Raw genomic sequence first — 15,606 nt, forward strand, 5'->3', positions numbered from 1 at the left:
TTTTTGTTGGCAGTGGCTCTAGGTTCCATATAGGTAGCACGCGCAAAACTAAAGACTGCTAAATATGTTTGAATTCAGATCTCAAGCGCACTGATAAATAGCGCAGCATGCTAACCCAGGTAGTCAATAAAGTATTATTCGTCGTCACCAGCCGCTATCCACCCATCAATCAAGTCACGATTCTCATCGATCCAAGTCTGGGCACCTTCTACTGGGTCACCGGCTTGCTCGATTTCGGCCATCAGGCCACCCAATGTATCGTCGTCCATGTACCAATCATTGAGCACGGACGTTAGCCAGGGATCATCATCACCGAAACCTTTGCGCGAGAACCAGTGAATATCGTCACTTTCGCCATAAACGCCCTCAGGATCTTCCAGATACTTGAGGTCGTACTCAGCAAAGGCCCAATGCGGGCTCCACAGTGTCACGACGATCGGCTCTTCGCGTTGATAAGCATCATCTAGCGCCGCCATCATCGCTGGCCCAGAGCTATTGATTTGCTTAAGTGGCAGTTCGTACACGTCTATCGCATCGTCGGTAGAACCTGCAATTGCCGAACCTGAGTCGATACCAAGAATAGCCGGGCTACCCTGGTATTCATAAGCCTCGGCGTTTTCGCCAAGCTCAGGGATGGTGTCGATATCCACGTAGCTCGGCACCACCAGGCCCAGCCCAGTGCCTTCGTACCAAACATCGTGCACATCGATCGCATCCCTGTGAGGCTCAAGGAAAGAGGCGTCAGTGGTAGGTAACCAGATCTCCAGGGAGAGATCGAAGTCCTCGTTTGCTAAACCACTGTAAAGCACACTCTTGCCGACATCGGAAAGTTCAATGTCGTAGCCATGCTCTTCTTCAAGGATGATCTTCCACATGTTGGCAACTGCAATGTTTTCGGCCCAATTATTGGTACCGATCACCAATGACTTGTGATTGTCCGCCTGAACGGCAGTTGTCGTTGCGAGCAGCCCTACCACCAAAAACGATGATGAGATTTTATTCATATTAAGCTCCCTTCTAATAATTTAGCCATGCTAAAAAGTCAATCGTAGCAGGTTATTACCGAATAACGATCGACATTACTGAATAGCTATCATGAGAAAAAAGAATGCAATACCATTTCACTAGGTATATCCCAGCAACCTGGAATCGAAGGGGTAATCAGACAGTAACTCCACTTTTCCGTCGTCGCGTACGTAGAGCTGCTCCTCAAGCTTGACGCCCTCACCACCCTTTTCGTGGCCGATAAAACTCTCCACGCAAAGCGTCATTCCCGGCTCAATAATTCCGTCGTAGCCCTTGTCGTCGATATCCTCACGATGAACGATGTAGGGATACTCGCCATTCATGCCAACGCCATGCGCCAAAGCGAAGTAACGGCGCGCCTTGTAGGCTTCTGGAAGCTGCCAGGCACGCTCGGCGTATTCCTTGAAACTGATGCCGGGCCGGATGTTTTGCATATTGGTGCGTATCTGTTCATAAGCCATGGCGTAGAGATCCTTCTGCGCCTGGCTTGGCTGGCCATCACCACACAGGAAAGTGCGAGAGAAGTCGGCATAATAGCCGTAGCGTCCAACCACGTCGGTATCCAGCGCCACCAGTTCGCCATCCTGGATGATTCGGTCTGAACACTCCTGGAACCATGGATTAGTACGCGGTCCCGAGTTCATCAATCGCGTCTCGACAAAGTCAGCGTCGGTTTCGATGATGTGCTGGTGCAGCCGTGACCAAACAGCGTTCTCGCTCATGCCCGGTTTGATCGCCATTTCGAGCTTATGTACACCCTCTTCTACTGCGCGCAGAGACGAACGGATCATTTTGATCTCATTGGGCACCTTGATGGCACGAGCCAACTCCAGAGGCGCCTGTGCATCCAATACCTCGAAGCCATTCCTCTGCAGCATGAAGGCCGCTTCCGGCGTGGCGCTTTCAATGCCGATACGCTGACCGCCGCCACATTGACGAACGAGGTCGGTGATCTCATCCGCCCAGGCGCGGGTTACCGCCTCGGTGTTCTTCTCATTGAAATAATAAGAAATTGCCTTGGCTGGGCGGATCTCATCCACCGTTGGCAGGTGCTTGGCTAAGTGCTCGCAGCCGGAAAACTCGAACAACACCACTGGCCCTTCGGCGGGGACGAACGCATAGCGCGCCGGATTGCGCGAGCTGTAGACCTGCATGTTGCGCGACCCTGTGGCATAACGTACGTGTGCCGGATCGAAGAGCACGACCGCGGCCAGGTCACGTTTGACGAGCTCATGCCGAACACGGCCAAGACGGTCGAGTAGTACCTGTTCAATCTCGGCGTGCGTCGGCTCGCAATCGCTAGGCGCATGGGTCGGCGGAAGAATGCCGAGGGTATCGAGATCCATCTTCATGGTCTCTCCTCATTCAGTAAAGGTATCGGTCAGTAAAGGTATCGGGAGGGATGCTCAGTCGATCAGGCCGTCATTGCGCTCGGCATCACTGGCTTCTGCCTGGATATGCTGTTCGGCGACACGCCCGTACAGTTGGCGTGTGCGTTCCAGCTTGCCGACCACGCCGGGCTGCTGCGAGTAGGCGAAAATAGCCGTCAGTCGTGGCGTATCACCTTGCACTTCCGAGACGCGGTGCAGACTGAAGCGCCCTTTGAAAAGCTGTAAATCACCCGGACGCAGATCCAGACGCTTTATCGGTGTTGCGTCATCCTCACGAATCACTGCGCTGACACCGGCATAGTTTTCGTCCTGCGGTGTACGAATACCCGGGCAATACTCGAAAACGCCGCCCGCCTCGGGCTGCTGCGTCATCATGGTGACGATGAATTCGTTGGTGTCGTAGTGCCACGGCTGCTGAGTACCATCGGGCAGTACGTTGAGCACGAGACCAGCGAAAGGGTCGGCGTATTCATAAATTTTCTCTTCGCCAAGGCAGCGCGCCACTAGCGACTTCATTGCCTTGGAGACATAGAGCCTATGAATCAGGCTATCCGCCGTGATCATGTCCCGGGTGACGAAACCGCTGGTACGTGTCATGAATATCCGACGCGGATCATCATCCGATAGCGAGGGGTCATCAGCCGTAAAGTAGGCGTTGACCTGGCGCGTGTTGAAGAAACTTTTCTCGGCCATGCACGCACTCTCTGTCCGCGCCTGTTCAAGTACGCTCGGATGCAGAAAGCCGCGAAGCACGGCACAGCCCTCGCGGTCAAGATCACGCCGGGCAGACTCAATGACCTCAACCAGCGACGGACTATTGGGGTCATCAAGTGGATAACGTCGGGTATCGACGAAGGCAGACAGATCCAGGCGCTCGGCATCCGCCAACTGATCAGCGTTCAGCATTGCATTATCCTCCAGCAGTAAAACAGGAACCGGGCTTGGCACCCCGGCGTATCTGGAGGCATAGTGGATAAACAAGCTCTATTGAGGAAACAATTCCTTGTGATGGATTCCATCGACTTTACCGATAGCTCGCCCCGCACGCCGTCACTCGACAATGAGCTGCTGAGTGCTTTCGTTGCCGTGGTGGACAACAATGGGTTTACTGCTGCCGCCAACCAGCTGCATAAGACGCAGTCCACCATTAGTCTGCGCATACGCACCCTGGAAGAACGGCTCGGCACGCGTCTCTTGCAGCGCACGAGTCGTCAACTGACACTGACCCAAGATGGTGAAACGTTTCTGGTCTATGCCCGCCGCCTGTTGCAATTGCAGCGCGAGGCGCTAAGCGTGCTCGGACACGGCGACCACGACGGCGTGATTCGTTTCGGCCTGCCAGAAAATTATGCCGAAGCCTGGCTACCGGCACTATTGGCGCGTCTTGCCGAGCTTCACCCTCGCATCCGGCCGCATATTCATTGCCGCATGTCGAGTGAACTCATCGAGTCATTGGAAGCGGGAGAACTGGATCTCGTACTGACCATTCAACACAAGAGCCAACGGCATGGGGTATCAATGGGCCACGAGGAAGTGGTTTGGGCAGCGCATCGGGATTATTGTGCTGCCCCCAATGCACCGCTCGCATTGGCGCTCTTCCCCGACCACTGCCCTTATCGAGAGCGCGCTCTGGAGGCCCTTACGCGCATGGGCAGACAATGGTCGCTGGAGTATACGACCCAAAGCCCCACCGGGCTGCGTGTTGCCGTCAATCAGGGCAAGGCCGTAACCGTCACCGATCGACGCGCCATGCCAGAGAACTGGCGCATCCTTGATGAAGCGGAAGGGTTCCCAGCGTTGCCACCTGCCGAGTTGGCGGTTCGAAAATCGCCGAGTTTCCAGCATCCCGCAGGTGATACGCTCGTCGACCTACTGCGTGAACAACTTCTCTCCGATAACAGCCTCCATAGCGCCTCATAGAACTGCGGCCCCTGCCTGTAACGGCTTATAAACCTACGGGAGGATCTTCGATCTCCTGCGCCAGCCATTGGCGGAAAAGCTTGAGGTTGGCCGACTCCACTTGGTGCGGCCGGGTTGCCAACCAGTAGGAGCGATGCCCGGTAACCTCGACATCAAGCCATGACACGAGCTCCCCTCTATCCAGCTCACTCGTAACCATGTGCCGGTCAGCGATGGTCACGCCTACCGCGTTGACGGCAGCATGAATCGCCAACTCCAGTAGATCAAACGCAATACCACCGCTGGTCTTCACGCCTTCGATACCGGCCGCTGACAACCAGTGATCCCAGGTATGAAAGCGATCCTCGCCCCAAAGGACATGAAGCAGCACCTGGTGATTGAGGTCGAGCGCATCACGACGCCTAGACCCTCGGAGCTTGGGTGCGCAAACAGCGATATGACTTTCTTGCATTAAGTGCACCAGCTCGGCATCCGACCATTCACCGGTGCCAAAACGAATCGCTGCATCCAGGTTTTCGTCTCCTACAAGGTCATCATCGGCACGCGTTGTCAGGGACAGTTCCAGATCAGGGTGCAATGATTTCAAGCGCCCCAGTCGCGGGATTAACCATCGATTGGCAAAGGTCGGCGGCGCATTCAGGCGCAGGTGGGGGACAGCATCTGGCTCTTGCAGCCCTCTTACGGTCCAGGCAATACGATCAAAGGACTGACGCAGCACAGGTTGCAACCGGCGCCCTGCATCGGTCAGTCGAAGGTGGCCCGAACCACGTTGGAAAAGCGACACCCCCAACTGCTCCTCCAGCAACTTGACTTGACGGCTGACCGCGCTCTGGGTCACGCAGAGCCGCTGTGCCGCCAGGGTAAAACTCGCACACTCGGCGGCGGCCTCGAAAGCCTTGAGAGAGTTGAGCGGGGGTAACGTGCGTGACATGCGCCGAAGCCTCATTGGGTGATTTTTTCGCAGAAACTAAGCAGATAATGTCAGCAAATGCCCGCCTAATACCAGCCTTGCATGAGTTATAGGAATACCCCCGGTTCACTTTCCTCGTTTGTGGGGCCACAACTGAGCGCCTAGTATCACGCCAACATGCCAACTCACCGCCGAGGTTATTTGATGACGGACCGCTCCCACGCCGACTGGCAGAACCGCGCGAGCTCTCTCCCGCTGCCGCAACTGGCCTATATCGACGGACAATTCGTCCCTGCTCGCAGCGGCGCTACCTTTTCTGCAGAGAATCCTGCCACTGGTCAAGTACTCACCGATGTGGCAGCTTGCGACGCTGCCGACGTCGACCTCGCCGTCGCTAGTGCTCGCCGCAGTTTCGAGAGTGGTGAATGGCGAGACCTGCCGCCCACCAAGCGCAAAGCTCGCATGCTCGCCTGGGCGGATGCCATTGAGGCACAGCTCGACGATATTGCGTTGCTCGAGACCTTGGAAACCGGCAAGCCGATTGGCCAGACCACAACCGTGGATGTGCCCGGCCTAGTCGGAGGGCTGCGCTGGTATGCCGAGTCACTCGACAAGCTTTACGGCGAGACGGCACCTAACGGGGCAAGCAGCGTCTGCATGGTTGACCGTGAGCCGATGGGCGTGGTCGCCGCCGTGGTGCCCTGGAACTACCCGTTGATTATCGCCAGCTGGAAGATCGGCCCGGCACTGGGCGCTGGCAACTCGGTGATACTCAAGCCCGCTGAGCAGTCTAGCCTGGCAACGCTCAAAGTGGCCGAGCTTGCCCAAGGCGCTGGTATCCCCGCTGGCGCCTTCCAGGTAGTCACAGGCCTTGGCCACATAGCGGGCAAGGCATTGGGCCTGCATGACGGCGTCGATGCTGTCGGATTTACCGGCTCCACTGAGGTCGGTAAAGCCTTTCTTGAGTATTCCGCGCACTCCAATATGAAGCGCATCGGTCTGGAGTGCGGTGGCAAGAGCCCCCACATCGTCACTCGCGATGTGGAAGACCTAGACACCATCGCCATGTCGGTCGCCTATGGTGTCTGGTACAACCAGGGCGAGACCTGCCACGCGGGTACCCGCTTGATCGTCGATCGAACCGTCAAGGAAACGCTGCTTGCCAAACTCCGCGATTGGGCCGAGGCACTTCAGCCCGGTGACCCACTCGACCCAGCCGTACAGATGGGGGCGATGATTGAACAGGCGCATATGGAAAAGGTGCAGGGATATCTCGAACAGGGCCAGCGCGAAGGGGCGCGACTCTTGTTCGGCGGCGAGCAGGTACGCTGCGAGAGTGGAGGATACTACCTGACCCCGGCGGTGCTCGACGATGTTACCAATAATATGCGTGTGGCCCGCGAGGAGATCTTCGGGCCCGTCCTGGTGGTGATTACCGTGGACGACCTGGATGAGGCGCTGGCCATCGCCAATGACACTGACTATGGCCTAGGCGCGGCGATCTGGACTGACCGGCTTCGCGACGGCCACCGCGCCGCTCGCGCCCTACGAGCGGGCACCGTTTGGGTTAACTGTTATGACCACACATCGATCAATGCACCCTTTGGTGGCTATAAGCAATCCGGCCAGGGTCGCGACAAATCGCTTCATGCCTTCGATAAGTACACAGAACTCAAGACCACCTGGATCGAGATTTGAGCACCATGTCCCTGAACCATTTCCACACCGGACGTCAGACACCGATCATAGCGGGGCCTGACAGTCTTAAGCAGCTACCCGAGCTTCGCGCCCGCCTGGGTGCCAGCCGTTATATGGTCATCAGTGACCAAGGCCTTGCCGCGACTGGCCTGGTCGGTGCACTGGTCGACACTCTGGCTGTTGATGCCGAGGTAAATACCTTCCTGGCACCGGCGGGCGAACCCAGCGTGGCTAGCGCCGATGCGGCCGCGGCGGCGGTACGTACCCTGCCCGGCTGCCCCTTGGTAATAGGGCTGGGCGGCGGCACCGCGTTAGACATCGCCAAGCTGGTCGCAGCCCTAGCAGAAAGCCCTGGCGACATGGATAACTATCTACTGGCCATGACCCCTTGGGCAGGGCGTGTACCAGCCGTGATGGTGCCAACGACCTCGGGCACCGGCTCCGAGGTCACGCGCACTTCGATCCTCACCGATACACAGGGACGCAAGCTTTGGGCCTGGGGCGACGAGTTGCTACCCGACGCCGTCCTACTCGACCCGACATTAACGCGTGATCTGCCCGCACCACTCACCGCCACCACCGGCCTGGATGCGTTCGTCCACGCGCTGGAGGCCACTACCGGCCAGGGGCGACACGCGTTTATTGAGGCCCCGGCGCTGCAGGCCATCCGTCAGGTAGCCGAGGCGCTGCCCATTGCAGTGGCTACCCCGCATGATTTGGAGGCCCGCCAACGCATGCAGGAGGCTGCTTGCCTAGCAGGCCAGGCCATCGATAATGGTGGCACCGGCATCGCACACAACATCGGCCATGCCCTGGGTAGCTGTTACCACTTACCGCACGGTGTTGCCGTGACGCTGGCCCTGGAAGCGTCATTGGCTTGGTCAGTGACAGGTAATGAAGCACGCTTTATGCCAGCAGCCCATGCCCTGAAAGCTGGCTGCAAAGCACAAGACTTGCCCAGACTATTCCGTGAGCTCGCTGACAAGGCTGATTTCAATCAAGCCCTTGCCCCCTTTGCTGAGCTGACGTTAAACGCTGAAGCGCTAGCCTCGACCATGCAAAAAGAAGAGAACGCGCCTATGGCCCGCAACGCTGCTCGCCGTCCCACTGGCGATGACTGGCAATGGCTCGCTGAAGCCACCGTGACCGTGTTCGCACGTCGCGTCGCCGAGCTTGCCACCCAGAACAGCGAGGTCAGCGCATGAACGTAATCGAGCGCATCGAGATCAGCCAGCACCAGTGCGAACTGGATCCACCTTTCCCGGCGGCCTGGGATAGCCAACCCAGGCGCAAGTTTCCGGCTACCATCGTTCGCGTGATCGACAGTGAAGGCCGTGAGGGCATCGGCTCGGGAGATGCCATGTATGGTTTCAGCGACTTCCGGTCGCTATTCGTGGGGCAAGACCCTTTAGCCATCGAACGCCACAGTGCCGTCATTGACAACATCGGTTTTCATGCCGGACGCTGCTGGCCATTGGAAGTTGCCCTCTGGGACTTGATCGGCAAGATCAAGGCCCAACCTTTATGGCAATTGTTGGGCGGCACCTCCTCACGCCTGAAGGCTTACGCGTCCAGCGGCACCCATCGCCCTACCGAGCAGGTCGTCGCCCTAGCCGAGCAGGTTCGCGACGCGGGCATCCCCGCCCTGAAACTACGCTTTGGTCGCCAGCGGCTTGACGATGATCTGGCCGTACTCGCCGCTGTGCGTGATGCCGTGGGACAAGAATTGGATCTGATGGTCGACTGCAACCAGGGCTGGCGGATGCCGTGGGATACCCAGGCACCCTGGGACTTGGCCAAGGCAAGCGAGGTGGCTGAGGAGTTGATTCGCCATCATGTGCTTTGGATGGAAGAGCCGCTCTATCGCGGCGACTATCCCGGCATGCGCGCCCTCAACGACCTGACCGGCGAGCGATTGAAAATCGCCGGTGGCGAGATGACCCGCGAACCCTACGAATTCCGCGAAATGTTGCGACAGCAGTGTCTCGACGTCTACCAACCGGACGCAGTGTGCTCAATCGGCCTTCTCGGCCTATCGAGACTAGCGAAAGAGGTCACCACAGCGGGCAAATGGTTCACGCCGCATACTTGGGGCAATGGCATTGGTCTTTCCGCCAATCTGCATCTCACCGCAGGAGCGGTTGGCCAAGCAGGCTGCCCTTATCTAGAGTACCCCTTCGATCCCCCGGAATGGACACCTGAGGTGCGCGATTTTCCGCTGATGACCGCTATCAAACCCGACCCCGAGGGCTGGCTGACACTCTCGGATGAGCCTGGCCTGGGCATCACGCTTGATGAAGCACGCCTGGCGGCCACCCGCGCTGACCAAGCAACTTGGCAATAGCCATCATTGAGCCATTAAATTCCGCACAGAACAGCAAGGATTGACCCTGCGTGATTTAGAGCCTTACATCAGTAGTAGTGGCCGTGTGTCGGAGGTGCTCAATCGCCGCCGCGACGTGATTTATTGATGGCTCACTTGCCTTTTACCTGCCAGCATCTATCTCATTATGCCGCGACTAACGCGGCATAACCGTTTGTGACTGTGCAAAGAAAGCTAGTCAAAAATGGCTCAGTGAAAGAGTGCAAAACAAACTAGCATGCTAACAAACATGCTACGATATGTGTTTATGCTTTTCACTCTCCCTCCTTCTCTTGATATGGACAAGACCATTAGCCAATTAACACATATTAAGGCCGTACTGCTGTTTGCCAGCACCATGACCGTGATGTCAGGGGCAATTATCGCGCCGGCCCTGCCGGGCATCAGCCGTCACTTTCCTGATCAGCCGCAGGTGCTGATCCAGCTCATTCTGACCATTCCTGCGCTGATGATTACCCTGTTCAGCCCGCTGATGGGCTATTTAGCCGATCGCTTTGGGCGCAAGAAACTGCTGCTGACGATGCTGTTTATCTACGGTGTTGCGGGGGTGTCGGGCTTTTTTATTGATCGGGTGGATCTGCTGTTAAGCTCCCGCGCGCTGATGGGCATTGCGGTGGCGGGCATTCTTAGCATCAGCACCACGTTGGTAGGGGATTATTTCGATAGCGCCGAACGCGCCCGCTTTTTAGGGCTACAAAGTAGCTGTATGGCTTTGGGCGGGGTTATTTTTATTAATCTTGGCGGAATACTTTCTGACTGGAGCTGGCGGGGGCCGTTTTTACTCTACCTGACTGGCGTGCTGCTACTACCCTATGCCTGGTCGATTCTTCAAGAGCCCAAAGCCAGCGATAGCGTTAGCCATGATACCCACGATGCGCCGGTGAAGGTGGATGTCGGACGCACGGGCCTTGCTTACCTCATCGCCATGCTCAGCATGACCATGTTTTATATGTTCCCCGCCCAACTGCCCTTTTTGCTTTCTCAGCAGGGCCAAGTCAGCGGCATGGCGATTGGCATTGCGCTTTCCATGGCAGCCCTAACGGCCAGTATCGTGGCGTTTTGCTACGGCTACTACAAACCGTTTCTGTCGGTAATGACCATCTACGTTTTAGGCTTCCTGCTGGCGGCCGCAGGCTTTTTGATCGTTGGGTTTACCCAGAGCTATGCCATGGCCATAGTGGGCGCGGCAATCTCGGGCTTGGGCCTTGGCGCCTTTATGCCCAACACCACCACATGGCTGATGCGCATCACACCACAAAGGGTACGTGGCCGGGTATTTGGCGGCTTTACCTCAACCTTCTTTTTCGGCCAGTTTATATCTCCAGTGGTGGTCGCCTCTGGAATGATTTGGCTTGATTCACTGCGCAGCGTCTTTATTGCCATGGCGGTGCTCTGCTGCCTGTTCGCCATCACGCTGACTATTTTAAGTAAAACGACGCTACAGGCCGACAGCCAGCTATAGACGGCGGCGGCAACTGGCTACCCGGGTGGGTGGATCAACCCCACCACGCTGACCACAATCAACACCGCGCCCAGCACACGAAAGAACAGCCCGGTATCCGCTTTTAACATATAGCGGTGGGCTCTCTCGCCGACTAAATGACCAATGAAAGCGCAGGGCAGCAGCCAAAGCTGGTGAATCAGTTGAAGGTCGACGCCCGCAATCAAGAACGACACCATTTTGATCACCACCAGGATAAACCACAGCACAAACATGGTATCCCGCAGCTGCTCTTTGGCGACGTGCGTGGCAAACACCGCCACAATCAGCGGCGCGCCAATCAGTGAGGTACCGCTGACATAGCCGCCTAGCGCCAGCAGCACGTAGTCCACGTATTTGTTTTTACTTTTGAACGGTTTGTTGAGCACATAGCCAATGGCATAGATGAATACAATGCCGAAAATGATGCTGGTCATGACCTGCGCAGGCAGCGTTAACAGCCCCACCACCCCAATTAGCTTGGGAATAATCATGATTTTTAAGGCTTTGGTTAGATAGCCCCAATCGATATTACTCTGTGACGAGGAGCCTCCTGCCCCCTGTTTCTGCAACTGTCGATGCCCGTTCCAAGCAATCCAGCTAGAGAAAATCAGCAGGTGAATGGCGATAATCGGCAGGAAAACCAATGGCTGATTGGTCACCAAGAGCAGGAAGGGCAACGCCAGCACGGCACCACCAAAGCCCAGGCTCGTCCTCACAAAGCCGCTCCAGGCAAAAATCAGCCCGATCAGCGCGTACTGGTACCAGAGTAAATCTGTCATAGCTCGCGTTAGGGTCCTAAATTATGGGTTGGGGTTTCCCAGCGACCACCAGCTTGGCAATAGCGAGCGCACGCTGGCCTGGGCAAAACGATCATCCATTAATACCACAACGCCCTCATCTTCAGGACTGCGAATCACTCGCCCTGCGGCCTGCACCACCTTGATCATGCCGGGAATGCGATAAGTGTAATCGTCACCTTTACCAAAGCGCGCGTTTAGCCGTGCTTTAAGCGCTTCGTTAAAATCGTTAAACGGCGGCAGCCCCAGAGTGGCAATAAAAGCGCCAATCAGCCGATCACCGGGCAGGTCGATACCTTCCGCAAAGGCGCCGCCCAGCACCGCAAAGCCGATGCCTTTTCCGCCGGGCGTAAAGCGCGCTAGAAACGCTTCCCGCGCTGCCTCGGGCATGCCACGGGTTTGGCTGAAAACAGGCACGCCTGGGTGCGCCTCGCGAAAGTGGTTCAGCGCGGCTTCCAGGTAGGCAAAGCTGCTGAAGAACGCCAAGTAGTGGCCTGGCTTGCGCTGATACTGCTGCGCCATGGTCGCCACCATCGGCTCAATCGACGCCTCTCGATCACGAAAGCGGGTCGAAATATCGCTGCGAATACGCACTTCAAGCTGGCGCGCTGAGAAAGGAGAAACGACCTCGCGCCAGGGCGTATTCTCCGGCAAACCCAATAGATCCCGGTAGTAGTGAGCAGGATTTAACGTGGCTGAAAACAGCACCACGGAGTGCGCAGTGTTAAACCTTGCGGCCAGAAAATCGGCGGGTATCAGATTGCGTAACCCGAGCACGGCCCGCCCGCGGCCATGGCGAGTAATATCACACAGCGAGTGCTCACCAAAGCGCTCTGCCAAGCGGCAAAACGCCAGCGCCTCAAACAGCAGTTCTTGAAGTTCAAAACTGGTTTGCTCGGGGTGCTCGCCAAGATAATCAGTGATGGCAGACCCTACTTGCTGAGCGGCGGCCACCAGCTTATCAGGCAGTGCCGTTAGCAGTCGGTAGGCTGGTTTACCTTGACCACCCTCATTTTCCAGCTCCGCGTCTTTAACCACATTTTGCCACTGGCGGGCTAAGCGCCCCAAAGGCCCCGCCAGCGCTTTGGGAGATGACCGGCGTATGCGATTGAAGCGTTGTTGATCGAGCTCAGCGCTGTACATGCCGCGGGCGCGCTCCACCAGATTATGCGCTTCGTCGACCAGCACGCCCGTTCGCCAATCGTTGGCCTGGGCCAAACCGTGCAGCAGGGCGTGGCTATCGAACCAGTGGTTAACGTCACCGACAATCATATCCGCCCAGCGCGCTAGTTCCTGGCCGAGATAATAGGGGCAAACATGATGGGCCAACGCCACCTCACGCAGCGCTTCGCGATCCAGCCACCCCTGGTCCACCGCCGCTTGACGGGCAGTAGGTAAGCGATCATAAAAACCGGCAGCTAGCGGGCAAGACTCGCCGTGGCAGGCGCGGTCGGGATACTCGCAGGCCTTTTCACGCGCCACCAGTTCCAGCACACGCAGGGGTTTGGCTTCATCGCTCTGGCTGGCGCGCAGCGTGGCGAGAGCATCCAACGCCAAACGGCGGCCGGGGGTTTTCATGGTCAGAAAGGCGATGCGATCCAGCTGCTGTCGCGGCATCGCCGAAAGCATGGGGAACAGCGTGCCCAGCGTTTTACCAATGCCAGTGGGCGCCTGGGCGAGCAGGCAACGCCCGGTGCTGGCGGCTTTATAAACGTCTTCGGCAAGTTCACGCTGGCCGGGGCGGAATGCAGCGTGGGGAAAGCGCAGGGTTTGTAGGCCAGCGTTTCGGCGCTGGCGATGGTCTGCCTCCTGTTTCGCCCAGCTAAGAAAGCGGCGGCACTGGGAGGCAAAGAACGCCTGCAGCTCGGCGGCGCTGGCCTCTTGATTCAATAGCGTCTCTTTGCCGCTGGCAATATCCAGGTAAACCAACGTCAAGGTGATCTGCTCAAGGCTTCGCTCTGCACATAGCAGCGCGCCGTACACTTTCACCTGCGCCCAGTGCAGCGCTCGCTGATTAGCGGCCATGCGCTCCAAGCTGCCGCGATGGGTTTTAATCTCTTCCAAACGATTGGCCACGGGGTCAAAACCATCCGCTCGGCCCGTGACTATCAATCCCTCAAAGACACCCGACAGCGACAGTTCGGCAATATAGTCTGCCCCGCGTCGGCTAGCGACAAGGGAGTGCCCTTCGATGCCTTCCCGCGCGCTGGGCGCAGGGGTAAAACGGTGATCGAGATCCCCTTCACGGGCAGTGAAATCACACAGTGCCCGCACCGCCACGCGATAGGTCGCACTCATACCTCAAGCTCGTCGCTGGCGACCCAGCGCACGTAACACACTGCGACGGGCATCTCATGACGGTGAAAAAATGTCAGCCAGCGGCGCTGGTTATCCTGCAACCGATCACCAGGGCCTTTGACTTCGATCATCCGATAGCGCGGCTCTCCTGCGGGCGCGTTGGGCAGGAACTGAATCAAGTCCGGCAGCCCTGCCCGGTTGGCTTTCAGATCACCCAACAGCCGCTCAAAACAGTGTCGAAGGTGCTCAGGTGGGATACATGTCAGTGCGAGCTCTATTAGCGCTTCATCAACGATTGCCCAGTGAACAAACGGCGATGAAAGGCCCGCCTTCTCGCGCCAAGTCGTCTGAATGACTTCGCGGTAGCTGCCGTCTTCCAAGTGCCCTAGGCACGCATCGAAAAGGTCACGCCGGCGCGCCACAAAATCGTCGCGATACAAGTCCGCAGGGCCATTATGAAAAGGGTGGAAGAAAGCACCCGGCAGTGGGGCGAAAATAGCCGGCCAACAGAGCAAGCCAAACAGTCCCGTAATCAGGCTGTTTTCCACATAGCAGACCGGCGCCTGGGGTTCACTGAGGGTGTGAGCCACGGCGCGCTCAACGCTTTGCGGCCCCGGCAATTGCAATTCCCAACGCTCATGGGCGGGTTCGGGGTCACTCGGCAAAGCAGGCAGTTTAAGCCGTCGCTGCAAGCGTGGCAGCAGCCGCGCCAGCGCCTGATGCTCTGTCTCATTGGGGCTGCTATTAAGCGCCTGGGTCGCCAATTCAAAAGCGACCTGGTGCTCACCCTGTCGCTCCAGCACGCGCAGTTGCCGTATCCGCGCTTCGCTGCTGCCTGAGTCGCAATAAAGCGTCAGCGCCAGCGCTGCGTCACCGCTACGCTCTGCCTCTCGGCCCAACTGCAGCAATAACCGTGCGCGCCGTGTAGCGAGCCAACGGTTATCCGCGCGCGGCGGCACCTCAATATGCAGATCAGTGGGCAATTCTCCTGCATCAAGACGTTGGCGCAGTTGATGGAGCGCTAAGTAGGTATCCACTTCCTGACGCGATTGGAATGCGCGCGAGTGCAGCGTAAAGGGGACCGTCTCAAAGCGTTGCAGCCCCAGCTCGGTCAATACGAACTCCGCCCAATCCTGTCGCAGGTTGCCAAAGAACATCAGCCGCAGCCGGTCGCAGGTCTCCATTACCTTGAGACGCACGATTTGATCGCTGGCATCGGGCCACCATGCTTGTAAGGGTGCGGTGTGTGGCAGTTGGCGCGTTAAGGTGTCGTAGAGCATAGTTTTAGCGCTAGACACGCTCAGCCCAGCGGCGCGTATCTCATCGGCTAAAATGTGGCGAAGCTCGGCGAGGCGCAGCTGGTTAAATAGCTCATCGACGCTAAGCGCCGGATCGTTATCGACCCAGCCCAGTGCTACCAATGGCGCTATCGCCTCAGCGCTGTCACCAACCTCGGCATAGCTTAATTTGCTGAGCCTAAACAGCTCACCTTTACGCATAACCATGCGCACCAGTAGCGCTTGAGAGGCCTGGGGCAAGTTTTCGAACTGTTCTAGAAAGTCGCGCTCGTCTGCCGAAAGCAGATCAGCATGGCGTTCCCCGACCCAAGCCAAAACGAAGCGAAAGTTCGTCAGGTAATAGAAGGGGTCGTCGAGGGAGGCGGTTGGCGTAACAAAAGCACTGTTCATTCATCCATTGTA

Annotated in this window: 12 protein-coding genes; 5 read left to right on the top strand and 7 right to left on the bottom strand. The window is 57.5% G+C overall.

The genetic code is table 11. The features are described 5' to 3' along the window. Positions 1–134: 134 nt before the first annotated feature. From HZS80_RS18930 to HZS80_RS18940, 3 genes are all read right to left on the bottom strand, one after another. The gene (locus tag HZS80_RS18930) at positions 135–1,004 is read right to left on the bottom strand and encodes a glycine betaine ABC transporter substrate-binding protein (protein ID WP_179916956.1); all 870 of its coding nucleotides are present in this window, start codon (positions 1,002–1,004) and stop codon (positions 135–137) included. 120 nt (positions 1,005–1,124) lie between these two features. Further along, complete coding sequence (locus HZS80_RS18935) at positions 1,125–2,378, bottom strand: M24 family metallopeptidase (RefSeq protein ID WP_179916957.1); 1,254 nt, start codon at positions 2,376–2,378, stop codon at positions 1,125–1,127. A 54-nt stretch (positions 2,379–2,432) separates the two neighbouring features. Beyond that, positions 2,433–3,323: a HalD/BesD family halogenase gene (locus HZS80_RS18940; protein WP_179916958.1), complete on the bottom strand. Its 891-nt coding sequence runs from the start codon at positions 3,321–3,323 to the stop codon at positions 2,433–2,435. Between the two features lie 102 nt (positions 3,324–3,425). Between HZS80_RS18940 and HZS80_RS18945 the strand changes: the two genes are divergently transcribed. Then, positions 3,426–4,337: a LysR substrate-binding domain-containing protein gene (locus HZS80_RS18945; protein WP_179916986.1), complete on the top strand. Its 912-nt coding sequence runs from the start codon at positions 3,426–3,428 to the stop codon at positions 4,335–4,337. Positions 4,338–4,362: 25 nt separating this feature from the next. On the opposite strand, the gene HZS80_RS18950 is transcribed toward HZS80_RS18945, so the two are convergent. Then, a complete protein-coding gene (locus HZS80_RS18950) occupies positions 4,363–5,268 on the bottom strand; it encodes a LysR substrate-binding domain-containing protein (protein ID WP_179916959.1) in 906 nt (301 codons plus the stop codon). A 183-nt stretch (positions 5,269–5,451) separates the two neighbouring features. Here HZS80_RS18950 and HZS80_RS18955 point away from each other — a divergent pair, with 183 nt between their 5' ends. From HZS80_RS18955 to HZS80_RS18970, 4 genes are all read left to right on the top strand, one after another. Next, positions 5,452–6,945, top strand: a complete 1,494-nt coding sequence (locus HZS80_RS18955; protein WP_179916960.1) for an aldehyde dehydrogenase — start codon at positions 5,452–5,454, stop codon at positions 6,943–6,945. A gap of 5 nt (positions 6,946–6,950) precedes the next feature. After that, positions 6,951–8,150: an iron-containing alcohol dehydrogenase gene (locus HZS80_RS18960; RefSeq protein WP_179916961.1), complete on the top strand. Its 1,200-nt coding sequence runs from the start codon at positions 6,951–6,953 to the stop codon at positions 8,148–8,150. Then, positions 8,147–9,289: a mandelate racemase/muconate lactonizing enzyme family protein gene (locus HZS80_RS18965; RefSeq protein WP_179916962.1), complete on the top strand. Its 1,143-nt coding sequence runs from the start codon at positions 8,147–8,149 to the stop codon at positions 9,287–9,289. Before HZS80_RS18960 ends, HZS80_RS18965 begins: the two co-directional genes overlap by 4 nt. Positions 9,290–9,575: 286 nt before the next feature. Continuing rightward, positions 9,576–10,790: an MFS transporter gene (locus tag HZS80_RS18970; RefSeq protein ID WP_246362303.1), complete on the top strand. Its 1,215-nt coding sequence runs from the start codon at positions 9,576–9,578 to the stop codon at positions 10,788–10,790. A 17-nt stretch (positions 10,791–10,807) separates the two neighbouring features. Here the strand turns inward: HZS80_RS18970 and HZS80_RS18975 are convergent, their stop codons facing one another. From HZS80_RS18975 to HZS80_RS18985, 3 genes are read right to left on the bottom strand one after another with little or no spacing between them, the layout of a single operon-like run. After that, the gene (locus tag HZS80_RS18975; RefSeq protein ID WP_035582815.1) at positions 10,808–11,590 is read right to left on the bottom strand and encodes a sulfite exporter TauE/SafE family protein; all 783 of its coding nucleotides are present in this window, start codon (positions 11,588–11,590) and stop codon (positions 10,808–10,810) included. A gap of 21 nt (positions 11,591–11,611) precedes the next feature. Continuing rightward, positions 11,612–13,906 carry an ATP-dependent DNA helicase gene (locus tag HZS80_RS18980; RefSeq protein WP_179916964.1) on the bottom strand — a complete coding sequence of 765 codons (2,295 nt, stop codon included), beginning with the start codon at positions 13,904–13,906 and terminating at the stop codon, positions 11,612–11,614. Further along, positions 13,903–15,594, bottom strand: a complete 1,692-nt coding sequence (locus HZS80_RS18985) for a VRR-NUC domain-containing protein (RefSeq protein ID WP_179916965.1) — start codon at positions 15,592–15,594, stop codon at positions 13,903–13,905. The genes HZS80_RS18980 and HZS80_RS18985 overlap by 4 nt, the downstream gene beginning before the upstream one ends. Positions 15,595–15,606 lie beyond the last annotated feature (12 nt).

This window comes from Vreelandella glaciei (assembly GCF_013415125.1).
Classification (GTDB): Bacteria; Pseudomonadota; Gammaproteobacteria; order Pseudomonadales; family Halomonadaceae; genus Vreelandella; species Vreelandella glaciei.

Bases quoted from the DNA above. Each gene is read 5' to 3' on its own strand.
- HZS80_RS18965 (WP_179916962.1), top strand. From the start codon at position 8,147: ATGAACGTAATCGAGCGCATCGAGATCAGCCAGCACCAGTGCGAACTG.
- HZS80_RS18930 (WP_179916956.1), bottom strand. From the start codon at position 1,004: ATGAATAAAATCTCATCATCGTTTTTGGTGGTAGGGCTGCTCGCAACG.
- HZS80_RS18980 (WP_179916964.1), bottom strand. From the start codon at position 13,906: ATGAGTGCGACCTATCGCGTGGCGGTGCGGGCACTGTGTGATTTCACT.
- HZS80_RS18960 (WP_179916961.1), top strand. From the start codon at position 6,951: ATGTCCCTGAACCATTTCCACACCGGACGTCAGACACCGATCATAGCG.
- HZS80_RS18975 (WP_035582815.1), bottom strand. From the start codon at position 11,590: ATGACAGATTTACTCTGGTACCAGTACGCGCTGATCGGGCTGATTTTT.
- HZS80_RS18935 (WP_179916957.1), bottom strand. From the start codon at position 2,378: ATGAAGATGGATCTCGATACCCTCGGCATTCTTCCGCCGACCCATGCG.
- HZS80_RS18955 (WP_179916960.1), top strand. From the start codon at position 5,452: ATGACGGACCGCTCCCACGCCGACTGGCAGAACCGCGCGAGCTCTCTC.
- HZS80_RS18970 (WP_246362303.1), top strand. From the start codon at position 9,576: ATGCTTTTCACTCTCCCTCCTTCTCTTGATATGGACAAGACCATTAGC.
- HZS80_RS18940 (WP_179916958.1), bottom strand. From the start codon at position 3,323: ATGCTGAACGCTGATCAGTTGGCGGATGCCGAGCGCCTGGATCTGTCT.
- HZS80_RS18950 (WP_179916959.1), bottom strand. From the start codon at position 5,268: ATGTCACGCACGTTACCCCCGCTCAACTCTCTCAAGGCTTTCGAGGCC.
- HZS80_RS18985 (WP_179916965.1), bottom strand. From the start codon at position 15,594: ATGAACAGTGCTTTTGTTACGCCAACCGCCTCCCTCGACGACCCCTTC.
- HZS80_RS18945 (WP_179916986.1), top strand. From the start codon at position 3,426: ATGGATTCCATCGACTTTACCGATAGCTCGCCCCGCACGCCGTCACTC.